At 55.7% G+C, this 20,838-nt stretch carries 20 protein-coding genes and 1 tRNA gene; 16 read left to right on the top strand and 5 right to left on the bottom strand.

Features of this window, described 5'->3' with window-relative positions; translation table 11 throughout:
* The first annotated feature begins 77 nt into the window (after positions 1-77).
* The 3 genes from DYH27_RS09760 to DYH27_RS09745 all read left to right on the top strand — a co-directional run bounded on the left by DYH27_RS09760 (position 78) and on the right by DYH27_RS09745 (position 2,718).
* The gene (locus tag DYH27_RS09760) at positions 78-437 is read left to right on the top strand and encodes a hypothetical protein (RefSeq protein ID WP_025067172.1); all 360 of its coding nucleotides are present in this window, start codon (positions 78-80) and stop codon (positions 435-437) included.
* A 466-nt stretch (positions 438-903) separates the two neighbouring features.
* Positions 904-1,566, top strand: coding sequence for a ParA family protein (locus DYH27_RS09750; protein WP_004354576.1), 663 nt, complete (start codon positions 904-906; stop codon positions 1,564-1,566).
* 507 nt (positions 1,567-2,073) lie between these two features.
* On the top strand, positions 2,074-2,718 hold the full coding sequence (locus DYH27_RS09745) for a hypothetical protein (RefSeq protein WP_025067171.1): 645 nt from the start codon (positions 2,074-2,076) through the stop codon (positions 2,716-2,718).
* Between the two features lie 205 nt (positions 2,719-2,923).
* Here the strand turns inward: DYH27_RS09745 and DYH27_RS09740 are convergent, their stop codons facing one another.
* Positions 2,924-3,406, bottom strand: a complete 483-nt coding sequence (locus DYH27_RS09740; RefSeq protein ID WP_025067170.1) for a pyridoxamine 5'-phosphate oxidase family protein — start codon at positions 3,404-3,406, stop codon at positions 2,924-2,926.
* Between the two features lie 426 nt (positions 3,407-3,832).
* Between DYH27_RS09740 and DYH27_RS09735 the strand changes: the two genes are divergently transcribed.
* The 13 genes from DYH27_RS09735 to DYH27_RS09670 all read left to right on the top strand — a co-directional run bounded on the left by DYH27_RS09735 (position 3,833) and on the right by DYH27_RS09670 (position 15,840).
* A complete protein-coding gene (locus DYH27_RS09735) occupies positions 3,833-3,988 on the top strand; it encodes a hypothetical protein (protein WP_240337416.1) in 156 nt (51 codons plus the stop codon).
* 1,919 nt (positions 3,989-5,907) lie between these two features.
* Positions 5,908-6,117, top strand: coding sequence for a hypothetical protein (locus DYH27_RS09730; RefSeq protein WP_036860464.1), 210 nt, complete (start codon positions 5,908-5,910; stop codon positions 6,115-6,117).
* Between the two features lie 64 nt (positions 6,118-6,181).
* Entirely contained in the window at positions 6,182-7,780 is a 1,599-nt protein-coding gene (locus tag DYH27_RS09725) for a hypothetical protein (protein WP_025067169.1), read from the top strand.
* A gap of 301 nt (positions 7,781-8,081) precedes the next feature.
* Positions 8,082-9,302, top strand: coding sequence for a replication-associated recombination protein A (locus DYH27_RS09715; protein WP_025067168.1), 1,221 nt, complete (start codon positions 8,082-8,084; stop codon positions 9,300-9,302).
* Positions 9,303-9,410: 108 nt separating this feature from the next.
* Positions 9,411-10,361: a D-2-hydroxyacid dehydrogenase gene (locus DYH27_RS09710; protein WP_029216518.1), complete on the top strand. Its 951-nt coding sequence runs from the start codon at positions 9,411-9,413 to the stop codon at positions 10,359-10,361.
* A gap of 88 nt (positions 10,362-10,449) precedes the next feature.
* Positions 10,450-11,130, top strand: coding sequence for a trimeric intracellular cation channel family protein (locus DYH27_RS09705; RefSeq protein WP_004353310.1), 681 nt, complete (start codon positions 10,450-10,452; stop codon positions 11,128-11,130).
* Between the two features lie 72 nt (positions 11,131-11,202).
* Positions 11,203-11,276: transfer RNA gene (locus tag DYH27_RS09700), tRNA-Arg, on the top strand.
* Between the two features lie 106 nt (positions 11,277-11,382).
* Positions 11,383-11,850: an anaerobic ribonucleoside-triphosphate reductase activating protein gene (nrdG, locus tag DYH27_RS09695; RefSeq protein ID WP_004353315.1), complete on the top strand. Its 468-nt coding sequence runs from the start codon at positions 11,383-11,385 to the stop codon at positions 11,848-11,850.
* Positions 11,851-12,002: 152 nt separating this feature from the next.
* On the top strand, positions 12,003-12,497 hold the full coding sequence (locus DYH27_RS09690) for a D-Ala-D-Ala carboxypeptidase family metallohydrolase (protein WP_025068478.1): 495 nt from the start codon (positions 12,003-12,005) through the stop codon (positions 12,495-12,497).
* 502 nt (positions 12,498-12,999) lie between these two features.
* Entirely contained in the window at positions 13,000-13,551 is a 552-nt protein-coding gene (locus DYH27_RS09685) for an HU family DNA-binding protein (RefSeq protein WP_025068479.1), read from the top strand.
* A 179-nt stretch (positions 13,552-13,730) separates the two neighbouring features.
* A complete protein-coding gene (locus tag DYH27_RS13590; protein WP_170315239.1) occupies positions 13,731-13,823 on the top strand; it encodes a smalltalk protein in 93 nt (30 codons plus the stop codon).
* A gap of 687 nt (positions 13,824-14,510) precedes the next feature.
* Complete coding sequence (locus DYH27_RS09680) at positions 14,511-14,855, top strand: ISAon1 family transposase N-terminal region protein (RefSeq protein ID WP_025068505.1); 345 nt, start codon at positions 14,511-14,513, stop codon at positions 14,853-14,855.
* 1 nt (position 14,856) lies between these two features.
* Positions 14,857-15,840, top strand: a complete 984-nt coding sequence (locus DYH27_RS09670) for an ISAon1 family transposase (RefSeq protein WP_455430468.1) — start codon at positions 14,857-14,859, stop codon at positions 15,838-15,840.
* Between the two features lie 135 nt (positions 15,841-15,975).
* Here the strand turns inward: DYH27_RS09670 and DYH27_RS09665 are convergent, their stop codons facing one another.
* The 4 genes from DYH27_RS09665 to DYH27_RS09650 form a co-directional block, all read right to left on the bottom strand.
* A complete protein-coding gene (locus tag DYH27_RS09665) occupies positions 15,976-16,866 on the bottom strand; it encodes a helix-turn-helix domain-containing protein (protein WP_004353297.1) in 891 nt (296 codons plus the stop codon).
* Positions 16,867-16,995: 129 nt separating this feature from the next.
* A complete protein-coding gene (locus tag DYH27_RS09660; protein ID WP_394366013.1) occupies positions 16,996-18,252 on the bottom strand; it encodes an AGE family epimerase/isomerase in 1,257 nt (418 codons plus the stop codon).
* Position 18,253: 1 nt separating this feature from the next.
* Positions 18,254-19,672, bottom strand: coding sequence for an MFS transporter (locus tag DYH27_RS09655; protein WP_025068223.1), 1,419 nt, complete (start codon positions 19,670-19,672; stop codon positions 18,254-18,256).
* Positions 19,669-20,832 (bottom strand): glycoside hydrolase family 130 protein, encoded by a 1,164-nt coding sequence (locus tag DYH27_RS09650; RefSeq protein WP_025068222.1) that lies wholly within the window; start codon positions 20,830-20,832, stop codon positions 19,669-19,671. Before DYH27_RS09650 ends, DYH27_RS09655 begins: the two co-directional genes overlap by 4 nt.
* Positions 20,833-20,838 lie beyond the last annotated feature (6 nt).

Below are 20,838 nucleotides of genomic sequence, written 5' to 3'. Positions count from 1 at the left end.
TAGCATTCCATTGACGTTCGGAAGGACAGTCCTCGCTCCTACTCCTTTGCCCTGCACCGCAGACACAAAAAGGCCACATGAAAGTCTCAGGACAACGGTCCGCAGCCCCTATGGGGAGTGAACGCAGATGCCGGAAAACAGAAGCCCTTTGTGCCCGACCGTCCGAAAAAGACGCAAAGAATGAGGATGCCGGCCAGACCCGGTTTGAAGAGATTGCAGAGGAAAAAAGAAGAAACCGGAAAAGGAAAAAAGGAAGTCGAAGGAGAAAAAAGCATGACAAAAAGGAGGGAATGAACAAGAGCAGCAAAGAAGCGCATATTTCCTGTATTTGCGGGGGAGATGACCGAAGAAAACAGAATATCGCAGAAATGAACAACGACAAAACAGGAAGATGTTGGCAGAATGGTAGCATTCGTACCACCAGCCTGTTGAACTGAAAGAAGAAAGTGACAGAGAAGGATGGAAGAAGATGGGAAGAATGACAAAATGACACTTCGAGAGCTTCGAGCAAAACAAGCAGTCCAGGGTGGAAAAGCTGTATAAACCCTCTTGCAGACCTATCATCACTCGCAGTCATCATCTTTCCAGGAAAAAGGGAAGAGCCTCCCTCCCCGCACGCTCCAGACCAGTCAGGAGGAAAAACTTTCCACCTCCCTGCTTCAGAGCAGATCGGGAGAAAGGGGAATCCTGCCGACATTCACCGGACCCAGCAGGGAACAGTAGACGGCAACAGCCTACGCTTCTCATTTGAAGGACGGCCTACCGACATTCACCGGACCCATCAGGGAAAAGCAGACGGCAACACACACCCTCTCCCGGAACAGCCGGAGAATCCCAGCTGAAAACAGACAAAACAGAAAACAGACAAACAGACAACAATATAAAAACGTAAATATATAAAAAATGAAGAACAGGAAAGTTGTTTTTGCAAACCAGAAAGGTGGAGTAGGGAAGAGCACCCTGTGCATTCTCTTCGCCAACTATCTCGCAGCAAAAGGCAAGTCGGTCTGCATCATCGACACCGACTTGCAGAAGACGATTCTCATGCAGCGCCGCAAGGACAAGGAGCTCTATGAGGGCGAGGAAGAACCCTACAACGTACAGGACTTCGACGTGACGGATGTGGAGACCATGCAGAAACTCGTCGATTCGGCCTCGCAGGTCGACGGTTTCGTGCTGTTCGACTCGCCGGGCAACATCAGCGAAGACGGTCTCGCACCGCTGTTCGTGGGAGCCGACTACATCGTCTGCCCCTACGAATACGAGGACAAGGCACTCGATTCGACAGGGGTCTTCGTGCAGGTGCTCAATGTGCTGCGCGAACACAACCCGCAGATGACCGCCCAGCTCTTCTTCGTCCCCAACCGCATCGACCCGCGCATCGGCACCGCCGACGAACAGGAGATGTGGCGCAGGACGGACGAGGTGTTCGGAAACTTCGGGAAGGTCACACCGGTCGTCAACAGCCGCGCCACGCTCAAGCGTACGAATACCTACGAGCTGCTCGGCACACAGCGCGACGCCGTCAAAAAAGCATTCGAATATATGCTGAAGAGGATGAAGTAAAAGCCTCACCCCCGGCCCCTCTCCGAATGGAGAGGGGAGTAAATGGCGGGATGCCCCCGATGATAACATCGATAAAGGGAAAAGCCTCACCCCCGGCCCCTCTCCGAATGGAGAGGGGAGTGAATGGCGGGATACCCCCGATGATAACATCAATGAAGGGACAGCAGGAGAAAAGCGAAAAAAGTTCAAATGACAGTGAATATGAACACTCCTAAGATGAACTCCGCCGCTTCCAGCTGACAGGCTTAAAGAAAAAGGCGCAAAAGTTAAACCCAAAAAACAGAAGACAAAAGTTAAGGGGCAAACTTCAAAAGCCAAAAGCCAAAAACCGAAGGCCAAAAGACAAAACCTTAAAGGGCAAAAAACGAAAGCAAAACCTCAAAGCTCAAACTTCAAACTTCAACCCCCAAAGGGGCAAGGGAAAAACCTCAAAGCTCAAACCTCAAATGCGAGGGGGCCAAGAGGAAACCTCAAAACTCAAAACTCAAACCTCAAAGAGAAAAAGATATGGCTAAGAAAAAGAAAACAATGGTGATGATGCCGGGCGGACTGTCCGACCTGGCCCATAGCGTGCAGAGAGGTGCCGGAAGCGCACCGGCCGCAAACATAGAAGAAACAGATGCCGACAACGAAACGGCTGAGAACGAAGAAACGGTCCCGCAGATGGAGAACGGCAGCACCGCGGCAAGGACCGCAGGCCCGGACACATACCGCCAGCCGGAACCCATGCGGCAGAACGCGGCATACGAGCCCGCTCCCCGCGACACACAGCAGCCCGCACAGACAAGCCAGTTCGGACACGTCAGTCCCAAGCAGGAGGCTGCCGACGGCAAGGACCGTACGGCACCGGCCGCAAAGAAGCTCCCCAAGGCAGAGGGCAGGCAGCTCGCACGCGAGTACTCCATGGCGAAGGACAGCGGCGAAGACAGCTGGCAGATTTTCCTCGACCTGGCACGCGACTACAAGGCACGCGACTCCCGGCTGGCAACCGTCTACATCGACTCCGACCTCAAGGGTGTCCTCGACCGCCTCAAGTCGGCCACAAGCGTCAAGCTGCCTTCTACGGCACTGCTCAGCGCCATCGTCGCCCGCTTCGTCTTCGAACACGAGAAGGACATCAAGAACGCCATCTTCGGGGAAAGCCTGCTGTAGCCGCTCCCCGTCTCCTCCGAAAGAAATTTCCCCCTTCCGAAAGGAAAGGAGGGGAGGGGAGGGGAGTGGCTGGCAGAGGCCGGTCAGCGCAAAGCCTATCACCGCTTATAATCGCCTATTACCGCCTATAACGCTTATGATCGCCCATGATCGCCCATAATCGCCCATCACCGCCCATCACCGCCTGCTCTCCTCCGGAGGCTCCTCACCTGACCTTCTTCCGTTTCCCGCTGAACTCCGTGAAGTCCACCCGGATAATCTCCACCCGGTGGAAGCTCATGTGCGCATACTTGTCGCCCAGCTCCTTGAAGTCGGCCGACAGCTTGTCGATCAGCAGGCGCAGGGCATGCATCTTCTCCTCGTCGCTGAGGTGGATGTGCGCCTCGCCGAAGAAGATCGCACTCTCATACTCGGTGGTGAAATTCCGCGGTAGCAGATGCACATTGCCGATGACGCACAGCGAGACCCTCGGATTCTGTTCGATGGCCATCAGCTTGCGGCCCGCCGGCGCACAGTGGATATAGACGCTGCGGACGCCGTCCCACACGAAATTCACCGGCACGCCATAGCCCCCACCATCGGCCACCATGCTCAGCACACCATATTCGCCCTCGCGCAGCAGCTCGAGGGCCCGCGTCTCGTCCATCAGGCGGTCCTGCCTGCGGACGCGGTCGTTCACATACTTCATTCCTTCTGCCATACTATGAAAAAAAAATCTGACTGGCAAGACAATACCGACTACGCCCATAAATAAAACATGGTCGGCTGCCGCCATACATAAAAAAAAAGACGACAAACAGAACAGGCATCCCGTCCGTCCGCCTCTCGCATTTCTACACAAAAAAGAACCTTGACTGATTCACATCACCCAAGGTTTAAATACTAAAACTAAATTAACCACTAAAAAAACTTGTCGCAAAGTTAATGGGTTTCTATGAAAAACACGAATACTGAATGCAGTTTTTTTTGTGTCCACCGTCATATTTAACCTTTATTAATTTATAATCTCCTCATTTTACCGACGATAAAGACAATTTAAGGAAACCTGTCCGCCGCCATGGCGAAAAAGGCTTACTCCTCCGCCGCCTGTCCGCATACGGAGGAGAGAAAAGAAATGACATTATCCCCAGAGAATGCGTCCGGCCCTTATGCAGGCATCCATGCTCCCCACACTGCTCCATCCCGATACCACGCTGCATCCACGGCCCCTCTCCGCAAGACACATCACCGTCTGATGAAGCACTCACAGTCAGGCAGCAGCGACGAATAGGGAGGGAAAACTCAAAGCGGCGGACAGGAGATGTGCGACGGAAAAGGAAGATGTCGCCGCCACCCTATATATAACAAGGTGGGAGAGCGGCCGGAACCGTCGCCGACAGACAGGGAGGAAGATGCCACCAGACACCATGCGACAAATAGGGAGCAAAAACAACCGATTGCAAGAAACATCATAACACATTGGAAATCAGCATAGTTATGAAGAAGCATAAAAGCCGACTGCGACAAAAAAGTGACAAGTTGGGCCGCCGACTCAAGCGGAAATCAAACACAGGAACAGCAACAAATTGACAACAAGGCGTTTATGAGAAACAAAGACTGTAAAAGAAGAAAAAGATGTTCCCGTTTTGTCGGCCGTCCCAAGCGAACGGAACGAGCACCGAAACAGCCCTCCTGCCGGTGCCGCCCGAGAGAGATGCGACAGATAGGGAGGGAAAACCGCAGACAGGGCCACTGCCCTGAAAGACAAAAAGGGAACATCTGCCGGACCATGCATCAGCAGCGGCAGCCGCCTTTCTTCCAACCTCATCCCCCAATCGCTGCCGGCAGAACAAGCACCGCCCGCCCGCTACGACACACACCGCCATACAGCCGCCCCCGCCACAGCCCCGTGACCTTCCCACAGCCGTCCTGCCCCGCCGGCCGCACCACGGAGGGCCGCCCCCAAAAGTCAACCGCTAACCATCACGGCAACAGGACTTTAGCAACCCTTCTAAGTAAGGCTTTCCTGCCTTCCGACTAAGGCTTGTCTGCCTCTCAAGTAAGGCCTTTCTGCCCTCCAACTAAGGCCTTTCTGCAAGGCAATCAGGCCTTGTCTGGAACTCGGTCAAGGCCTGTCGGCACCGTCCAGCTCCGCCAGCCGGATCTTCAGGCCGCCGGCACGGCAGGGAGTACACTCCTGCCCTCCGCCGCCGTCGGAAGGGCGGAAGAAGACGGAAAAGACAAGTGCGACAAAAAGGGAGGTTCGCCCCGGAGCTTTTGTTTGAAATCGTCTTCCCCCACAGGAAAATCATGTTTTCTTTCCGAACACAAAACTTCTTCTCAGGTTAGAATGTCGTTATACAGTCTTTATAAGATATTAGTAGGGAACATTGGACATCCTGTCACCCAACAAGTTACAACGATACCGAACGACAAACAGGGAACATAGCGGCGACAGATAGGGAAGAGCGCGGCGACAGATAGGGAAGGGTGCGGCGACAGATAGGTAGCTGTCGTGTGCAGGTATCCGACAATTTGGGAGGTTAGGTGCGACGGATGGGGAGGAAGCAGATGTGTTTTATGAATTATCCCGACAAAACAGGTCGTTTCTTCCTTGATTCCTCCGTTCTTCTTTAGGCAGAGAGGATAGGGTGGGGGAGAAAACCGTTTTTCCCGTCCTTCCTCTGCTGACAGAAGACAGACGGTCAAATCACTGTATATCATCTTTTTATCCCTCCCTCCCATACCCTCTGTGCGACGATTCGGGAGGATTTCCTGTGCGGGAGGATTCCTCGCTGGACGACAAAAAAGGAAGATGATAAAAAAACATAACAGATAATCCCCCCTCTCTCAAAAGGAAGCTGGTTAGAGTAAATCCCATTCCCGCTTATCCTCTGCCCATCATCTCCCATCATTGTTTACCTTCCACAGATTCTATCCTCCACTTCTTTTGTGTTTCCTTGTGTGTTTCAGGGATTTTTCTTACCTTTGCACCGTTTTTATCACTAAATGGACGTTTCAGGAAGTTACAGATGGGAGGAGCAACGTCTCCCCGTGTGAGAGAAGTACAGACACAGGATGTGGAGCGTGAGAGCGGTCGGCTTCTTGTGTTTTTGTCCCATGCCCGGCTGAAAGACAGGGGGGCATCTGAGGAATCTGCCATGACCGGGCTTGAATGGAAATTATCGGTTTTATGTAAAATCTCAGGATATGAAGAAGAAAATAAATGCAAGAAAGCCATACCTTGCCCCATGCGCCGAGGTATGCACTTTGAGGATCGAAAGTCCGATGCTGGGGCAGTCGCCCTTTGGCGGCGGACACAATAGTGCCGCCGACGACGAACCGCTGACGGCCAAGCCGCACGACTTTTCCGATGCTGACAGGGCTGGGCAGGACGGCTATGGGCCGTGGGAAGATTAACCACCGCCCTTTAATCACCTCATATATCAAATGGATAACGAATCAAGAGCATTATTTGAAGACAATGAAGAAGATACGATTCTATAAGAAGACGCTTGCCGTTCCGGCACTGCTGCTGTTCCTGACGGGCTGCGCCGGTGACGATGCGTCGCAGGAGAACAGTTCCGTGCAGCCCGGTACGGAGAACATGACCAGATTTTCCGTGGCAGAGGATGCCGTAGGCCCCCAGCCCGCATCGGCCACGCGCACAGCCGGCGAATACACCGGATCGGCCGTGAAGTTCTACTGGACGTCGGGCGACCGCCTCTGGGTGAACGATGCTGCCACGGCCCTGAAGGTCAGCAACCGTTCGACCATCCCCGCCACCGCCGGCAAGGAGACCGCGGCCAGCTTCTATTTCGACGGTGTCTTTACCGCCCCGTCCTATCCCGTGCGTTATACCGGGAACGGCAATGCAGCGGGAGACAAGGTGACCATCAAGGCTGAACAGCAGCAGCAGGCCCCCAACGACGGCGCACACATCGGCACGGACGGCGACTGCGGTACGGCTGTGGCCGGCAGGCAGGGCGACGGCTCTTACCGCTTCATGCTCGACCACAAGGCCTCCTATCTCACCTTTGCCCCTTACGACAGCAAGGGCGAACTTGCCGGAACGGTCAGCGTGCAGCAGATCAAGGTGACGGCCGACCGGGATATTGCCGGCACCTACGGCTTCGACGACAGCGGCATACGGAAGGATGCGGCTTCCGCAACGTCCAGGTGCATCACCCTGACGCTCTCAGACAGGTTCACCCTGTCACAGACATCCGATTATACCCGCAACAGCGCCATCATGGTGCTTGCCCCGGGCGATTATGCGAATGTGACGGTAGCCTACACCCTGAAGGACTCGAAGACCGGTGTGACGGGTACGGTCTCGAAGACGTACAGCACCCTGAAGCTCAATGCCGGACGGAACAGGCTCGTGAAGTTCGACCTGGCCCTGCCGCGTTACGAAATGAAGTATTATATGTGGGATGCCGGCAAGGATTATTGGAACACCTATACCGGCACGCTGCCGGCCGTCGACGGCGAGTGGGCTGATTTCAACGGCTATGGCACCGACCGCTATTTCAACGGCAACGGCTCGGATCTTTATGCGGTCAATTCCTGCAAGACCTGTCCGAATGCCAACGAGGCGACCCTGTATGCCTTCAGGGGCGACCCTCACTGGGACGAGACGACGCTCTGGGTCATGAACAAGCACCTCTACATCGGCGGAATGTGGTTCAAGAAGCTGCAGTATTGCGATGCCGGTCCCTATCACTCTCCGGTAAAGGTTTATCCTGACGGAAAGGACTACCGGGATAACTCCGTGTGGAAAGACTGGGTAGAGAATTCTTCCGATTATCATGGCAAATGGGTGAGAACACCCGCCCAGGGCAAACCGTCCGACACCAGCCGGTATTTCTATCTGCCGGCCATGGGCTACCTTGACAACGGCACCAGTAACGGGAAGCTCAGGCTGGGTGCAAGCGGTTACAGCGGTGCTTACTGGACATCCACATCCGTCAAGAAGTCGAATGGTTCCCTGCAGGCCGTCTCGCTGCACTTCTCCAAGTCGGAAGTCGGCCTGGATGTTGACGACCGTGTATGGGCTTATCCTCTCTTTGCAGTTCAATAAAGGCAGCCTTCGGTTTCGCAGAAACCTGAAGAGGGGCTGCCCCCCGCAGTCATGCACCTGTCTTTGTACAGGATGACATGATTTCTTTTTCCGGACAATGACACGATCCGCTGCTTCGGGCAGGCTCGTGTCATTATCTTTTTTTTTTGAAGTCGGTTCCGGCATCTGAAGGTTTTATCGTTCCGTCATTCTGTCTTTTCTGTTCCATCCGTTCCCTTCCTGTCTTCAAATATGCCGCCCCGTCTGCACGGATATGGAAAAAATTGCTTACTTTTGCCTTTGAATAAAAACAGGAAGCGACATGGAACCACTGGCAGAACGGATGCGGCCGCGCACCCTCGACGACTATATCGGACAGCAGCACCTCGTGGGCGAGGGGGCTGTGCTCCGGCGGATGATCGACTCGGGGCGCATCGCGTCGTTCATCCTCTGGGGACCGCCGGGCGTGGGCAAGACGACGCTGGCGCAGATCATCGCCCACCGGCTGGAGACGCCGTTCTACACCCTCTCGGCGGTGACGAGCGGCGTGAAGGACGTGCGCGACGTCATCGAGCGGGCACAGAACGGCCGCTTCTTCAATTCCGCCTCGCCGATCCTCTTCATCGACGAGATCCACCGCTTCTCCAAGTCGCAGCAGGACTCGCTGCTCGGCGCCGTGGAGAAGGGGACGGTGACGCTCATCGGGGCGACGACGGAGAACCCGTCGTTCGAGGTGATACGGCCGCTGCTCTCCCGCTGCCAGCTCTATGTGCTCAAGCCGCTGGAGAAGGACGACCTGCTGACGCTGCTCCACCGGGCGGTGGCGGAGGACACGGAGCTGAAGAAACGGCACATCGACCTGCACGAGACGGATGCCCTGCTGCGTTACAGCGGCGGCGACGCCCGCAAGCTGCTGAACATCCTCGAGCTGATCGTCGATGCCGCGCCGGACGACACGGTCACCGTCACCGACCGCATCGTGGAGGAGCGGCTGCAGCAGAACCCCCTTGCCTACGACAAGGACGGCGAGATGCACTACGACATCATCTCGGCGTTCATCAAGTCGATCCGGGGCTCCGACCCCGAGGCGGCTCTCTACTGGATGGCGCGCATGATAGAGGGAGGCGAGGACCCGAAGTTCATCGCCCGGAGGGTCGTCATCAGTGCGGCGGAGGACATCGGACTGGCGAATCCCAACGCCCTCCTGCTGGCGAACGCCGCCTTCGATGCCGTGACGAAGATCGGATGGCCCGAGGGACGCATCCCGCTGGCCGAGGCGGTGGTCTACCTGGCACGGTCGAAGAAGGACAACTCCGCCTACAAAGCCATCAATGAAGCCTTGGAGCTGGTGCGCCGCACCGGCAACCTCCCCGTCCCGCTCCATCTGCGCAATGCGCCGACGAAGCTGATGAAGGACCTCGGCTACAGCGACGGTTACAAGTACCCGCACGATTACCCCGGCCATTACGTCGAGCAGCAGTACATGCCCGATGCGCTAAGCCTCACCCCCGGCCCCTCTCCGAATGGAGAGGGGAGTGATTAGCGATGAGGATTGAGGTCAGCTGCTATCCATTCCCGCTTATCCTCGCCTATCCCCGCCCATCATCGCCCATCATCGCTTATTATCGCCCATCATCGCTTATCATCGCTTATGAAAATCTCCATCCTCGACTGCCATGCAGTCAACCCCGGCGACCTCTCCTGGGAGCCGGTGAAGTCGCTCGCCGACTGTACCATCTACGACCACACCTGCCAGGAGCAGGTGGCGGAACGTGCCAGGGAGGCCGACGGCATCCTGATCAACAAAGTGTACATCACGCGCGAAGTGCTCGACGAGCTGCCCCGCCTGAAGTATATCGGCGAGCTGGCGACCGGCTACAACAACATCGACCTCGAGGCCGCCCGTGAGCGGGGCATCGTCGTCTGCAACATCCCGGCTTACAGCACCGACAGCGTCGCACAGCACGTCTTCGCACTCCTGCTGAACGTCGCCACCCGGGCCGACCACTATGCCCGGGCCGTGCGGCAGGGCGAGTGGAGCCGACAGCGCGACTTCTGCTACTGGGACACGCCGCTCATCGAGCTGGCCGGCAAGACCATCGGCATCGTCGGGCTCGGCAACATCGGACAGCGCGTGGCGCACATCGCCCACGCCATGGGCATGGACATCTCCGCCTGTACCAGCCGGAACAGCAGCGACCTGCCCGAGTGGATCCGCAAGACGACGCTCGAAGGGCTGCTCAGCACCTCCGACGTCATCACGCTGCACTGTCCGCTGACGGCCGTCAACACCCGCATGATCAACGCCGGTACGCTGGCGATGGTACATCCCGGTGCCATCCTCATCAACACCGGACGCGGCGGTCTCGTCGACGAACAGGCCGTGGCCGCCGCCCTGGAGAGCGGACAGCTCGCCGCCTACTGCGCCGACGTGCTGACCGACGAGCCGCCCCGCCCCGACAACCCGCTCTTCCGCCAGCCCAACGCCTACATCACGCCCCACATCGCCTGGGCGACCCGTGAGGCGCGCCAGCGGCTCATGGCGGTCTGCGTCGAGAACATCAGGCGGTTCATCGCAGGGAATCCGCAGAATGTGGTGTAATGCCATCACATTCTCATCCCCGCCCATCATCGCCTATTCCCACTTATCATCGCCTCTCATCGCCCATTATCGCTTATCCCCGCCCATCATGCCCTACACCGACCCCCAGCTCGTCCACACGCTCCAGGTAATCCTGGAGTTCCTCGGGACATTCGCCTTTGCCATCTCCGGCATCCGCCACGCTGCACAGAAGCACTTCGACTGGTTTGGAGGCTACGTATGCGGCTTTGCCGTCGCCATCGGCGGCGGTACCATCCGTGACACCATGCTCGGCGTGCGTCCGTTCTGGATGACAGACATCATGTACGTCCTCTGTACGGCGCTCGCCCTGCTGCTCGTCATTCTGTCGCGCAAGTGGATCAGGCGGCTGCGCAATGCCTGGTTCGTCTTCGACACGCTCGGACTGGCACTCTTCACCATCGCCGGCATCCAGAAGACCATCGCCCTCGGACATCCCTTCTGGGTGGCCGTCATTATGGGCTGCATCACCGGTGTGGCGGGCGGCGTCATCCGCGACGTGCTGCTGAACAACGTGCCGGTCATCTTCCACAAGGAGATCTATGCCATGGCCAGCGTGGCAGGCGGACTGCTCTACTGGGTGCTTCTCGCCCTCGGACTGCCGCTGCCCCTGACGGTTGTCGTCACCTTCCTCACCATCTGCATAATCCGCTTCATAGCAGTGGGTTATCACATCTCCTTGCCGACACTCCACGGTGAGAATGAAAAAAACGGGAAAAAAGACACTGAAACATTTGGCAGAACCGATTAAAAGTCCTACCTTTGCACTCGCAATTAAGGATTGGAGCTTCGGCTTCTCCGTCCGTTGCGACCATAGTCTTATGGTTCCGTAGCTCAACTGAATAGAGCACTTGACTACGGATCAAGAGGTTACAGGTTTGAATCCTGTCGGAATCACACAAGGGAATACTCGAAAGAGCGTTCCCTTTTTTCATCTCTCCCTCTCCTCATTCCAAACTTTCTTCCTACCTTTGCAGGTATCATCCATCACACGTCAACCGCTATGTTACGTTATATCAATACAGACATTGTCTTTCAGGAATTCCCCGACGAGGTGACGCTCGCCATCAACATCTCCGGATGCCCCTGCCGCTGCCCGGGCTGCCACAGCAGGTTTCTGTGGGCTGATACCGGCACGTTCCTGACGGAAGAGACCCTCTCGGCCCTCATCCGGGATGCGGAGGAGACGATTACCTGCGTAGGATTCATGGGGGGCGATGCCGACCCGGCGGCGGTCGACAGGCTTGCCTGCCACGTCCTGCACAGCCACCCCGGGCTGAAGACGGGATGGTACACGGGACGCACGGCCCTCTCGCCGCTCGTCTCGCCGCTGCACTTCCATTATATTAAGGTGGGACCGTACCTCCGCCACCTCGGCAGCCTGAAGTCGCCGCGTACCAACCAGCGAATGCTCCGCCGCCGTCCTGACGGTACTTTCGAGGACATCACCGCACGGTTCTGGAAGCGGTGAGAAGCCTCCCCGGCTTTCTACAGACACAACTACATACCTTTTGTTTGGAATCGGGTTTGTTTCGCCGTACCTTTGCATTGTCATCAGAAACAAAGCTGACAGACACTGATTTTTTTTCTTATCTGACTGAACGGTCTATAATAACAATGTGTATGACGAACCAAACGAAATCTACAGACCTCGACTGCGAAGAGCGACTCTCACCCCACTTCACCGTGGGGGAGATGCTCCGCTCCGGAACAGCCATCGCAATGGGAATCAAGAATGTACCCGCCGACGCTCCTGCGGGCGGTGAGACGCCCCGGGAGGAGGTCGTGACGAACCTCTCTGCACTCTGTACACACGTCCTCGAACCGCTGCGGCGACAGGTCGGGAGGGTGATTGTCACGAGCGGCTATCGCTGCGAGGCTCTGAACAGGGCCGTACAGGGAGCCCTCCGCTCACAGCATCTGAAGGGGGAAGCGGCCGACATCCATGTCACCGGACTGGAGATGTGCCGCAAGTATGTGGCCGTTCTCCGCCACACCGACTTCGACCAGATGATCCTCGAGCCGTGCAGCTCCGCCCGGAAACAGTGGATCCACGTGAGCTACAGGCGCAGGGGCGGCAACCGGCACCAGATACTCGGGGCACAGGGCTGCCTGTAGACGGGGCTGTGCCAAAAGTCCATAGGGCAGCTGAACTGTAGGGGCACACCTTTACTCCCTCCCTGTCTGTCTATGGCCCTGTTGTCTTCCGGACCCTTTGGAATCATCTGTAACCCATTGACAGTATGATTTCTGAATAAATGTATTTTCATTTTTATATACTTTTATGTTTATGTTGAATTATGTTTGTACGTTTCTGTGTTTTCCGCTTTTTACCTTTATATTTTTATATGTTTTTGCATTGTTGCTTTTTTAGTTTTTCTGTTGTTTATCTTTTTATCTTACTGCGTATTTAATTTTTTACTTTTTTACTTTTTTACTTTTTTACTCTTTTACCTTTTTACTTTTATATTTTTCTGCTTTTTTATTTTTTCACTTTTTTGTCGCATTATCTATTTATATCTTCATCGCTTTAGCGATTTCGATATTTCAGTATTTATTCATCTAATTCATTCACCTTATTTATCCATCTAATTTATTCACCTTTTAAATTTTTCAAGTTATGTCAATCAAGTATCGTATGTATCAAGACAATCGTAAGAACAGCAAGCACAAGGGATTCTGGTATGCCCGTGCGGTGTCTTCAGATGTTGTAGGCATCAAGGAGCTTGCCCTGCGCATCAGCAACAGGTGTACCGTCACCGAGCCTGACATCCTGGCTGTTATCAGCGCCTTGGTGTTCGAAATGAACCAGGTGCTCAAGAGCGGCAGCCGTGTGAAGATCGACGGATTGGGAACATTCCGTGTGGGCTTTCATTCTCAGGGTGTCGAGGATGCCAAGGACTTCAATGTCCAGAAGAACATCTACGGCGCGCACGTGCTCTTTGCGCCTTCCGTGACCGTCGATACCATGCACCGGCGCATCAAGACCCTCATCAGCGGTCTGCGCATCCAGGAGGCGGTAAAGTATGACGCACCGGAGAAGGGCAAGGCCAAGGAACCGGGCAAAACGCCTGGCAAGGACCAGAAGCCCGGCGGCAACACGCCTTCCGGCGGTCCGCAGGCCGGCGACACCACCGGCGGAGACGAGGCGGGCACGCATCCGCAGGGGTAGCCGGTAAATAGGCAGGCTGGCGGACAGATAGGGAGACATGGGAATGCGAGGAGCGGCTGAAAAGCAACTTTGTTTCCCTATTTGTCGCCACACTCCTGCCTTTCTGCTGTTTTGCCTTTCTGCTTTTGTTTTTTACTGTTTTACTTTTTTATCTTTTTATCTTTTTACTTTTTACTCTTATGAACAAGCCAGTATGGAAGAATGTCCTGAACATTCTTATCTCCGTCCTCACGGCGTTGGCCACGACACTGGGCGTCAGCTCCTGTCTCTGAAGCCGGCCATGCAGCCGTCTTGGACTTAGACTATCGTTTTCGTTCAGATTGTAACTGATTTAGTTAGTAATCCTCTCCTCTCTGGCGCACAGCCTCTTACGCCGTTCCCATGCGACGGTAAGGGAACATCCCTACGACTTTCCGGGAGGTTTTCCCCGACGGTGTGGGAGGTTCTGTGCGACAGGAGGGGAACATTTTTCCCGTCTGTGCGACAGATAGGGAACCTGACAGGGACAGAAAGGGAACTTTCGCCCCTTTTGTATCTTCTTTCTTTACAAAAGCTGTGTTTTTACAGGACTGTTTTTGTAATTTTACAGTTACCGATTTGTCTGCTGCCTCATTTTGTTTGATTCGGTTGTCTCGTAATCTACTCTGAATCAGTGGTATGTGGAGGTATGCGACAAATTGGTAGCTTTTCTCTTAAGCGGCATCCTCTTCATCGACGACAGATAAGGAGATTGCTGAAAATAACGAAACTTTACACTTTTTTGTCGCCGAATTATATAAATATATATTCCTTTGTTTATAAGCGGCGTGTCGGACGGACCGTCGACGAAGGGGAGGGCGTGGCAGAAGGCCCGGCAGAAAACAAATGTCTTCTTGAAAGTCTGGGTCAGTCCTAAACCCCAGTTGCAAACCTACTTCTCTTAAGCGCATAATTTCATAAGTATTTATTACCTTTGCATCATGAAGAGTGACCAACTATTACGTTGCATCTTTCCAGATGTACTTGCCGACTACTTTGATGTTGTCGATATTCAAGAGGGTGTTTCCCAGTTTGACTTTTGGCTTGACGAGCGTAACTTTATGGAAAAGTCAGACCATAAGTTAGGCACTGTAAGCAGTTATGGTTTTACCAGCGAGCGTGTAATTCAGGACTTTCCTCTTCGTGGCAAAGCCGTCTACCTCCATGTTCGCCGACGCAAGTGGCGTGACAGTTCCAACGGAGAGATATTTACTTATTCATATGATGACTTGACGGCTGAGGGCAGTAAACTATCCCCCGAGTTCGTTTCTTTTTTAAAAGAATAGAATTGAGTCCACTGCAGAGAGCATCGCAAGCATCGGTGCGCACTATGGCGTAAATGGCAAGCAGTTATCCACACAGTACAAGGAACATTTCAGTGACTACCGCAGCTGGGATCAGTTGGATCATGCTCAAGACTGGCTATTGTTTGAAAATAACATAGGTGAGAGTCTAAGTATTGATGAGACCTGTCTAAGCAGTGGCGAGGTCTATACTTTTCTGACCAACAAGGCGGGAAAGGGCAGAAATGGAACTTTAGTGGCTGTGGTTAAAGGGACCAAGGCAGAGGACGTTATTCAGGTTGTCAAGAAGATAGACCTGTCCAAACGAAAGACTGTCAAAGAGATAACACTTGATTTGTCATCTTCGATGATGCGCATAGCCCGTGCCGTTTTTCCCAAAGCACTCATTACCAATGACAGGTTTCATGTGCAGAAACTGTATTATGATGCTCTGGATGACATGCGTATCGCTTACCGGTGGATGGCAAGGGATAAAGAGAATGAGGAGATAAAAGAAGCTAAAAGTGAGGGAAAGGAATATATACCATTTAGATACAGCAATGGTGACACGCGTAAGCAGTTGCTCGCCAGGGCAAAGTTCATATTGACCAAGCACAGGACCAAGTGGACTGAAGCACAGAAAGCCAGGGCGGAAATCATCTTTGAACATTATCCTACACTGAAAAAGGCATATGATCTGGCTATGAAACTTACCGATATTTATAACATCAAGAGCATCAAGGATGCTGCAAGACTGAAGCTGGCTAAATGGTTCAATGAGGTTGAAGAGCTGGGAGTGGACAATTTCTACACGGTGATTGACACGTTTGAAAATCATTATCAAACCATACTCAATTTCTTTGTAAACAGAGCAACAAATGCAAATGCTGAGTCATTCAATGCCAAGGTTAAGGCATTCAGGGCACAGTTCAGAGGAGTCACAGATATTCCTTTCTTTTTATATAGGCTTATGAAATTGTGTGCTTAAGAGAAGTAGGTTTGCAACTGGGTTTTAGGACTGACCCGAAAGGGCTCTCGGCTGCAGATAGGTTGTCAGGCGCAGGTCTGTTTTTTCTGGCGCACCTTCTGTTCTGCATGACGGTGGATTCCGGGCGGGATGCTTTCAGACGATCACCTTGATTTTATGATGGCTGTTGCGGAACTCGGTGGGGGAGCAGCCTTTCTTCCGTCGGAAGATGCGGTTGAAGTTGCTCATGTTGTTGTATCCGCATTTGAAGCTGATCTCGGAAATGGTGTCGGTGGTGTCGATCAGCATCCGCGTGGCGTAGCCCAGGCGTATGTCTATGATGTAGTCGCTCAGCCGCCGTCCGGTGTGCAGCTTGAAGAAACGGCAGAAGGCGCTCTCGCTCATGTTGGCCAGGTCGGCCAGCGTCTTGAGTCGCAGTTCGTACTTGTAGTTGTCGGAGATGTATTTCTTCACGCGGAGGATGCGGCGGCTGTCGTCTTCGATGTCCACCTTGGCGTAGCTGGTGGTGGCGAGGGTGCGTGCATCCGTGCTCAGCGACAGCGTGTGGAGGATGTCGAGGAACTCCATCAGCGCCGTGAAGCGGTCGGTGATCTGGCTCAGTCCGCTCAGCTTGCCGTAGACCTTCATGATGGCCGGCATGGGGAACGCCAGTCCTTTCTGTGCTTCTTTCATCATGCGCCGTATGCTCTCGAAGGGTGTCTTGCTGAAGAACTGGTCGTTGTCCGTCGTTCCGTCGCCGAAGTTGAACTGGATGGTGATCTCACGGATGTCTTCGCTCTTGCACTCGTGCTGTTCCCAAGCGTGTTCGAGTGAGGGGTTGGCGATGAGGACGAGGTCGTAGTCGCCGATCACCTCGTTGCTGTCGCCGACGATCCGTTTTACGCCGGCAGCGTTCTCGACGAAGTTCAGCTCGAAGACGTCGTGGTTGTGTACGGGATAGGAGAATTCGCCCTTGCGCCGGTCGGCGATGTAGAGGGCGTCGGTCTCCATCAGGGGAGTAATCTCATGTAAGACGTAGGTTTCCATAACGGGGAAGTTTTGTCGGGGGGAGTTGGTTAGGGTTATGAGGGGGGGAGACTTCTCGGGCATCACTGGCATTTCTATTTCTGCCAGAGTTGCTGGTAATGCCAGAGCTGCCAGCTTTGCCAGCAGCCGTCAGCTTCTCCGGCTTTTCAAGGAGAGGCTTCTCTCCATTACCTCCAGGCACATCCTTGTGTTGTGGTAGGGGCATTTCCAGAAGCCGGCTTTGTCGTCAGCGAGGTTCGGGCGGCCGTTCTCGTCGCATCCCCAGAACCATTCGCCCTGTTCTCGGTCAACGATGTGTGCGGCGGTGTACTGCCAGCAGCGGCGGGCAATGCCGAGGGCTTCCGTGTCGCCGAAGTGCTGGTAGAGGTCGATATGGCCGATGACGCACTCGCACAGTACCCACCACTGCCGCTGCGTGTCCGTGCGTCCCGTGTCGGTCCAGCGTTCGTACACCATCGAGCCGTCCGGCTGCAGTCCCTCGTCGGCGGCCCTTGCGATAGACTTTATCGCCGTCTCCACCCGATCGAGCAGGGCGGGGTCTCCCAGCTCCAGTGCGGCCTCGTGCAGCAGCCATACGGCCTCGATGTCGTGTCCGAAGCTCTGGATGTTGCGCCGTCCCTGCCAGCTGTCATTGAAGAAGAGGTCGAGGTGGCCGGTCTCCGGATTAAGCAGCCGTGTGAGGAAGATGTCGATCAGATTGGCGATCCGCTCCGCCAGCTGCGGTGTCCGCCACACCCTGTAGAGGTTGGTGTAAGGCTCGAGGATGTGCAGGTGCGTGTTCATGGTGCGCGACCCGTTCTCGTCCTTGTCGCTCAGCCGCATATCGGCGATGGGCTGCCAGTCGCGCGTCAGCGCCTCGACGTAGCCGTCGTGCCGGCTGTCGAAGGCGTGGCGTTCGATGTCGCCGTATAGCTTCTTCGCATAGTCCAGTGCCTCGCTGTCGCCGGTGGCACGTGCGTATTCGCTCAGTCCGTAGACGGCGAATCCGATGGCGTAGGTCTGCTTCCGGCCGTCGAGCACGTGTCCCTGTGCATCCAGACTCCAGAAGACACCGCCCTGCTCGGCATCGATGAAACGGTCGATGAAATAGTCTCTGGCCCGTGTGGCTGCCTCCAGGTATTCCGGCCGGTGCAGGACCCTGTAGGCGGCGGAGAAAGCCCAGAGGATGCGGGCGTTGAGGACGGCTCCCTTTTCGGCATCAGGCACGGGGTTGCCGCCGCCGTCTATCCGTCCGAGGAATCCGCCGTAGCGGCGGTCGGTCATCCTATGGAGCCAGAAAGGCAGGATGTTCTGTTCCAGCTCCCGGCGCAGTTCTTCCGATAAATTGTCCACAGCGTGCAGTTCTGAAGAATTGTCCACAGCGTGAAGTATTGAAAGGTTTTGCATTCTATTGTCTGTCGGCTGCGGCCGTCCGTTTTTCTTCCAGCTCGTGTGTTATCTGTCTCATCTTCTGTTCGCTGAGCGGATAGAAATAGATGAATACCAGCGAGAGGAATGCCCCGACCGCCGGCAGCAGTGAGAGGAACATCCGGATACCCTGGAGGGTCTCGGCCGACTGTACAGCATTAGCCTGGAAGCCGAACTGTGCGAGCATCCATCCGGTGATGGCGGTACCGAACGCCCATCCGAACTTCTGGCTCATTGACGACGACGAGAAGATCAGGCCCGTGGCCCGGTTGCCGGTCTGCAGCTCGCTGTAGTCGGCACAGTCGGCATACATGCTCCACAGCAGCGGGAAGATGCTTCCGGCGCAGACGCTGATGAGCGCCTGCAGGATGAAGATGGGCACGAGCTGGTCCTTGCCGAGCCAGAAGAAGGCGACGCTGAGCACGGAGGCCACGGCCATGGCCGCCATGAACGTGCGCCGCTTTCCGATGCGGTTGCTGACAGGTGCGGCGAGGATGACGCCCAGGATATTGGCGGCCTGTCCCACGGCGAGGTACAGTCCGCTCAGCACGAAGGGCAGTCCGAGGAAGCTGATGCTCCCCACGGCCGTCTCGTCGACGTAGTATTTGAAGTAGTAGACCGTTGCGCCGTCGCGGATGGAGTTGAACACCAGCGAGGCGACGCCTGCCCCCAGCAGGACCCACCACGGCCGGTTGTGGAGCAGGTCGTGGAGATCGGTCTTCAGCGAGGTCTTTCCCTGCCTGACGGGTCTCACACGCTCTTTCGTAAGGGCGAAGCAGCCCAGGAACAGCAGCACGCATACCACGGCGATGACCCCTGCCGCCATCAGCCAGCCGGCCTGTGGGGCGGTGAGCCAGCCCAGCATCGGTCCGCCGCTGTTCCCTCCGCCGAAGGCGTTGACCAGCGGCATGAAGAGCAGCAGGGCCAGGAACGAGCCCAGGTAGGCGAAGGCCATGCGGTAAGTGGCCAGCGTGTTGCGGTCGGCCGGGTCGGGGCTCATCACGCCCAGCAGCGAGGCATAGGGCACGTTGATGGCCGAGTAGACCATCATCATCAGTGCGTAGGTGATGAAGGCGTAGACGATCTTCCCGGTCTGGCCGAACGGCGGCGTGAGGAACGTCAGGATGCCGATGACACCGAAGGGCACCGCCAGGAAAAGCAGGTAGGGGCGGAAACGTCCCCAGCGTGACGAGGTACGGTCGGCCACGGCTCCGACGACGGGGTCGAAGAACGAGTCCCAGACCCGTGTGACGGCGAACATCGTACCGACGACAGCGGCCGAGATGCCGAAGACATCGGTATAGAATATCATGAGATAGGCACCGAAGAGCTTCCAGAACATGGACGATGACATATCGCCCAGTCCGTAGCCTATCTTTTCGCTGAGTCTGATTTTCATAATGCGCGGTTTTTGTCGATGAGCTTTTTGACGGTTTCAACGCTGGCCGCCGTGGACAGTCCGTCCTCGGGCGTGTGCAGGCAGTAGTCTACCAGCCGTTCCACCGTCGATGTGGCCACGTGCAGGCGTGTGTCCGACGAGGCATAGTAGATGAGCACGCGTCCGTCCTCGTCGGCGATCCATCCGTTCGAGAAGACGACGTTCATCACGTCGCCCACGTATTCGCCCCCCTCGGGTGCGAGGAAGTAGCCGCCGGGCTGTGCCGTCACCCGTGTGGGGTCGTCGAGGGCGGTCATGTACAGATAGAGCACGTAGCGCAGGCCGCTGGCGCAGGCCCGCACGCCGTGTGCCAGGTGCAGCCATCCCCGGGGAGTCTTGATGGGGTGGGGGCCTTCGCCGTTCTTCAGTTCCATGATGGTGTGGTAATGGCGGGGGTTGATGATGGTCTCCTCGTGCAGTTCGGCGTGGGTGATGTCGTCGACGAGTGCCCAGCCGATGCCGCCGCCGGAGCCGGTGTCGATGAATCCGTCCTGCGGGCGGGTGTAGAAGGCGTACTTCCCGTCGACGAACTCCGGGTGGAGGACGACGTTGCGCTGCTGGCTCTTCGACTTGAGGTCGGGCAGCCGCTCCCAGGTCTTCAGGTCCCGGGTGCGTGCGATGGCGGCCGTCGCCGTGGCGGCCGAGAGGTCGGAGGGCCTGCTGTCGTCATGGCGTTCGGCGCAGAAGACGCCGTAGATGTAACCGTCTTCATGGCGGGTCAGGCGCATATCGTAGATGTTGGTCGCCGGGTCGTCCGTGTCGGGCATGGTGACCGGTTCGTCCCAGAAGCGGAAGTTGTCGATGCCGTTGGGACTCTCCGCCACGGCGAAGAAGCTCTTGCGGTCGGCTCCCTCGACACGCACCATGAGCAGGTACTTTCCGTTCCACTTCATTGCGCCGGCATTGAGGGTGGCGTTCATCATGATGCGCTGCATGAGGTGCGGATTGGTGTGTTCGTCCAGGTCGTACCGCCACTCCAGCGGCGTGTGCTCGGCGGTCAGTATGGGATGGGCGTAGCGTTCGTAAATGCCGTTGCCGCCTTCCTGTACGTGGTTGGGTGCGGAGAGGAGTGCCTCGTGACGGAGACGGAGTGTGTCGAGTTTGGAATTGAAGGTTGTCATGTCTGT

This window comes from Prevotella denticola (assembly GCF_900454835.1).
Classification (GTDB): Bacteria; Bacteroidota; Bacteroidia; order Bacteroidales; family Bacteroidaceae; genus Prevotella; species Prevotella denticola.
Note: the sequence above shows the minus strand (reverse complement) of the source record. Positions and strands in the feature narration are given on the sequence as shown.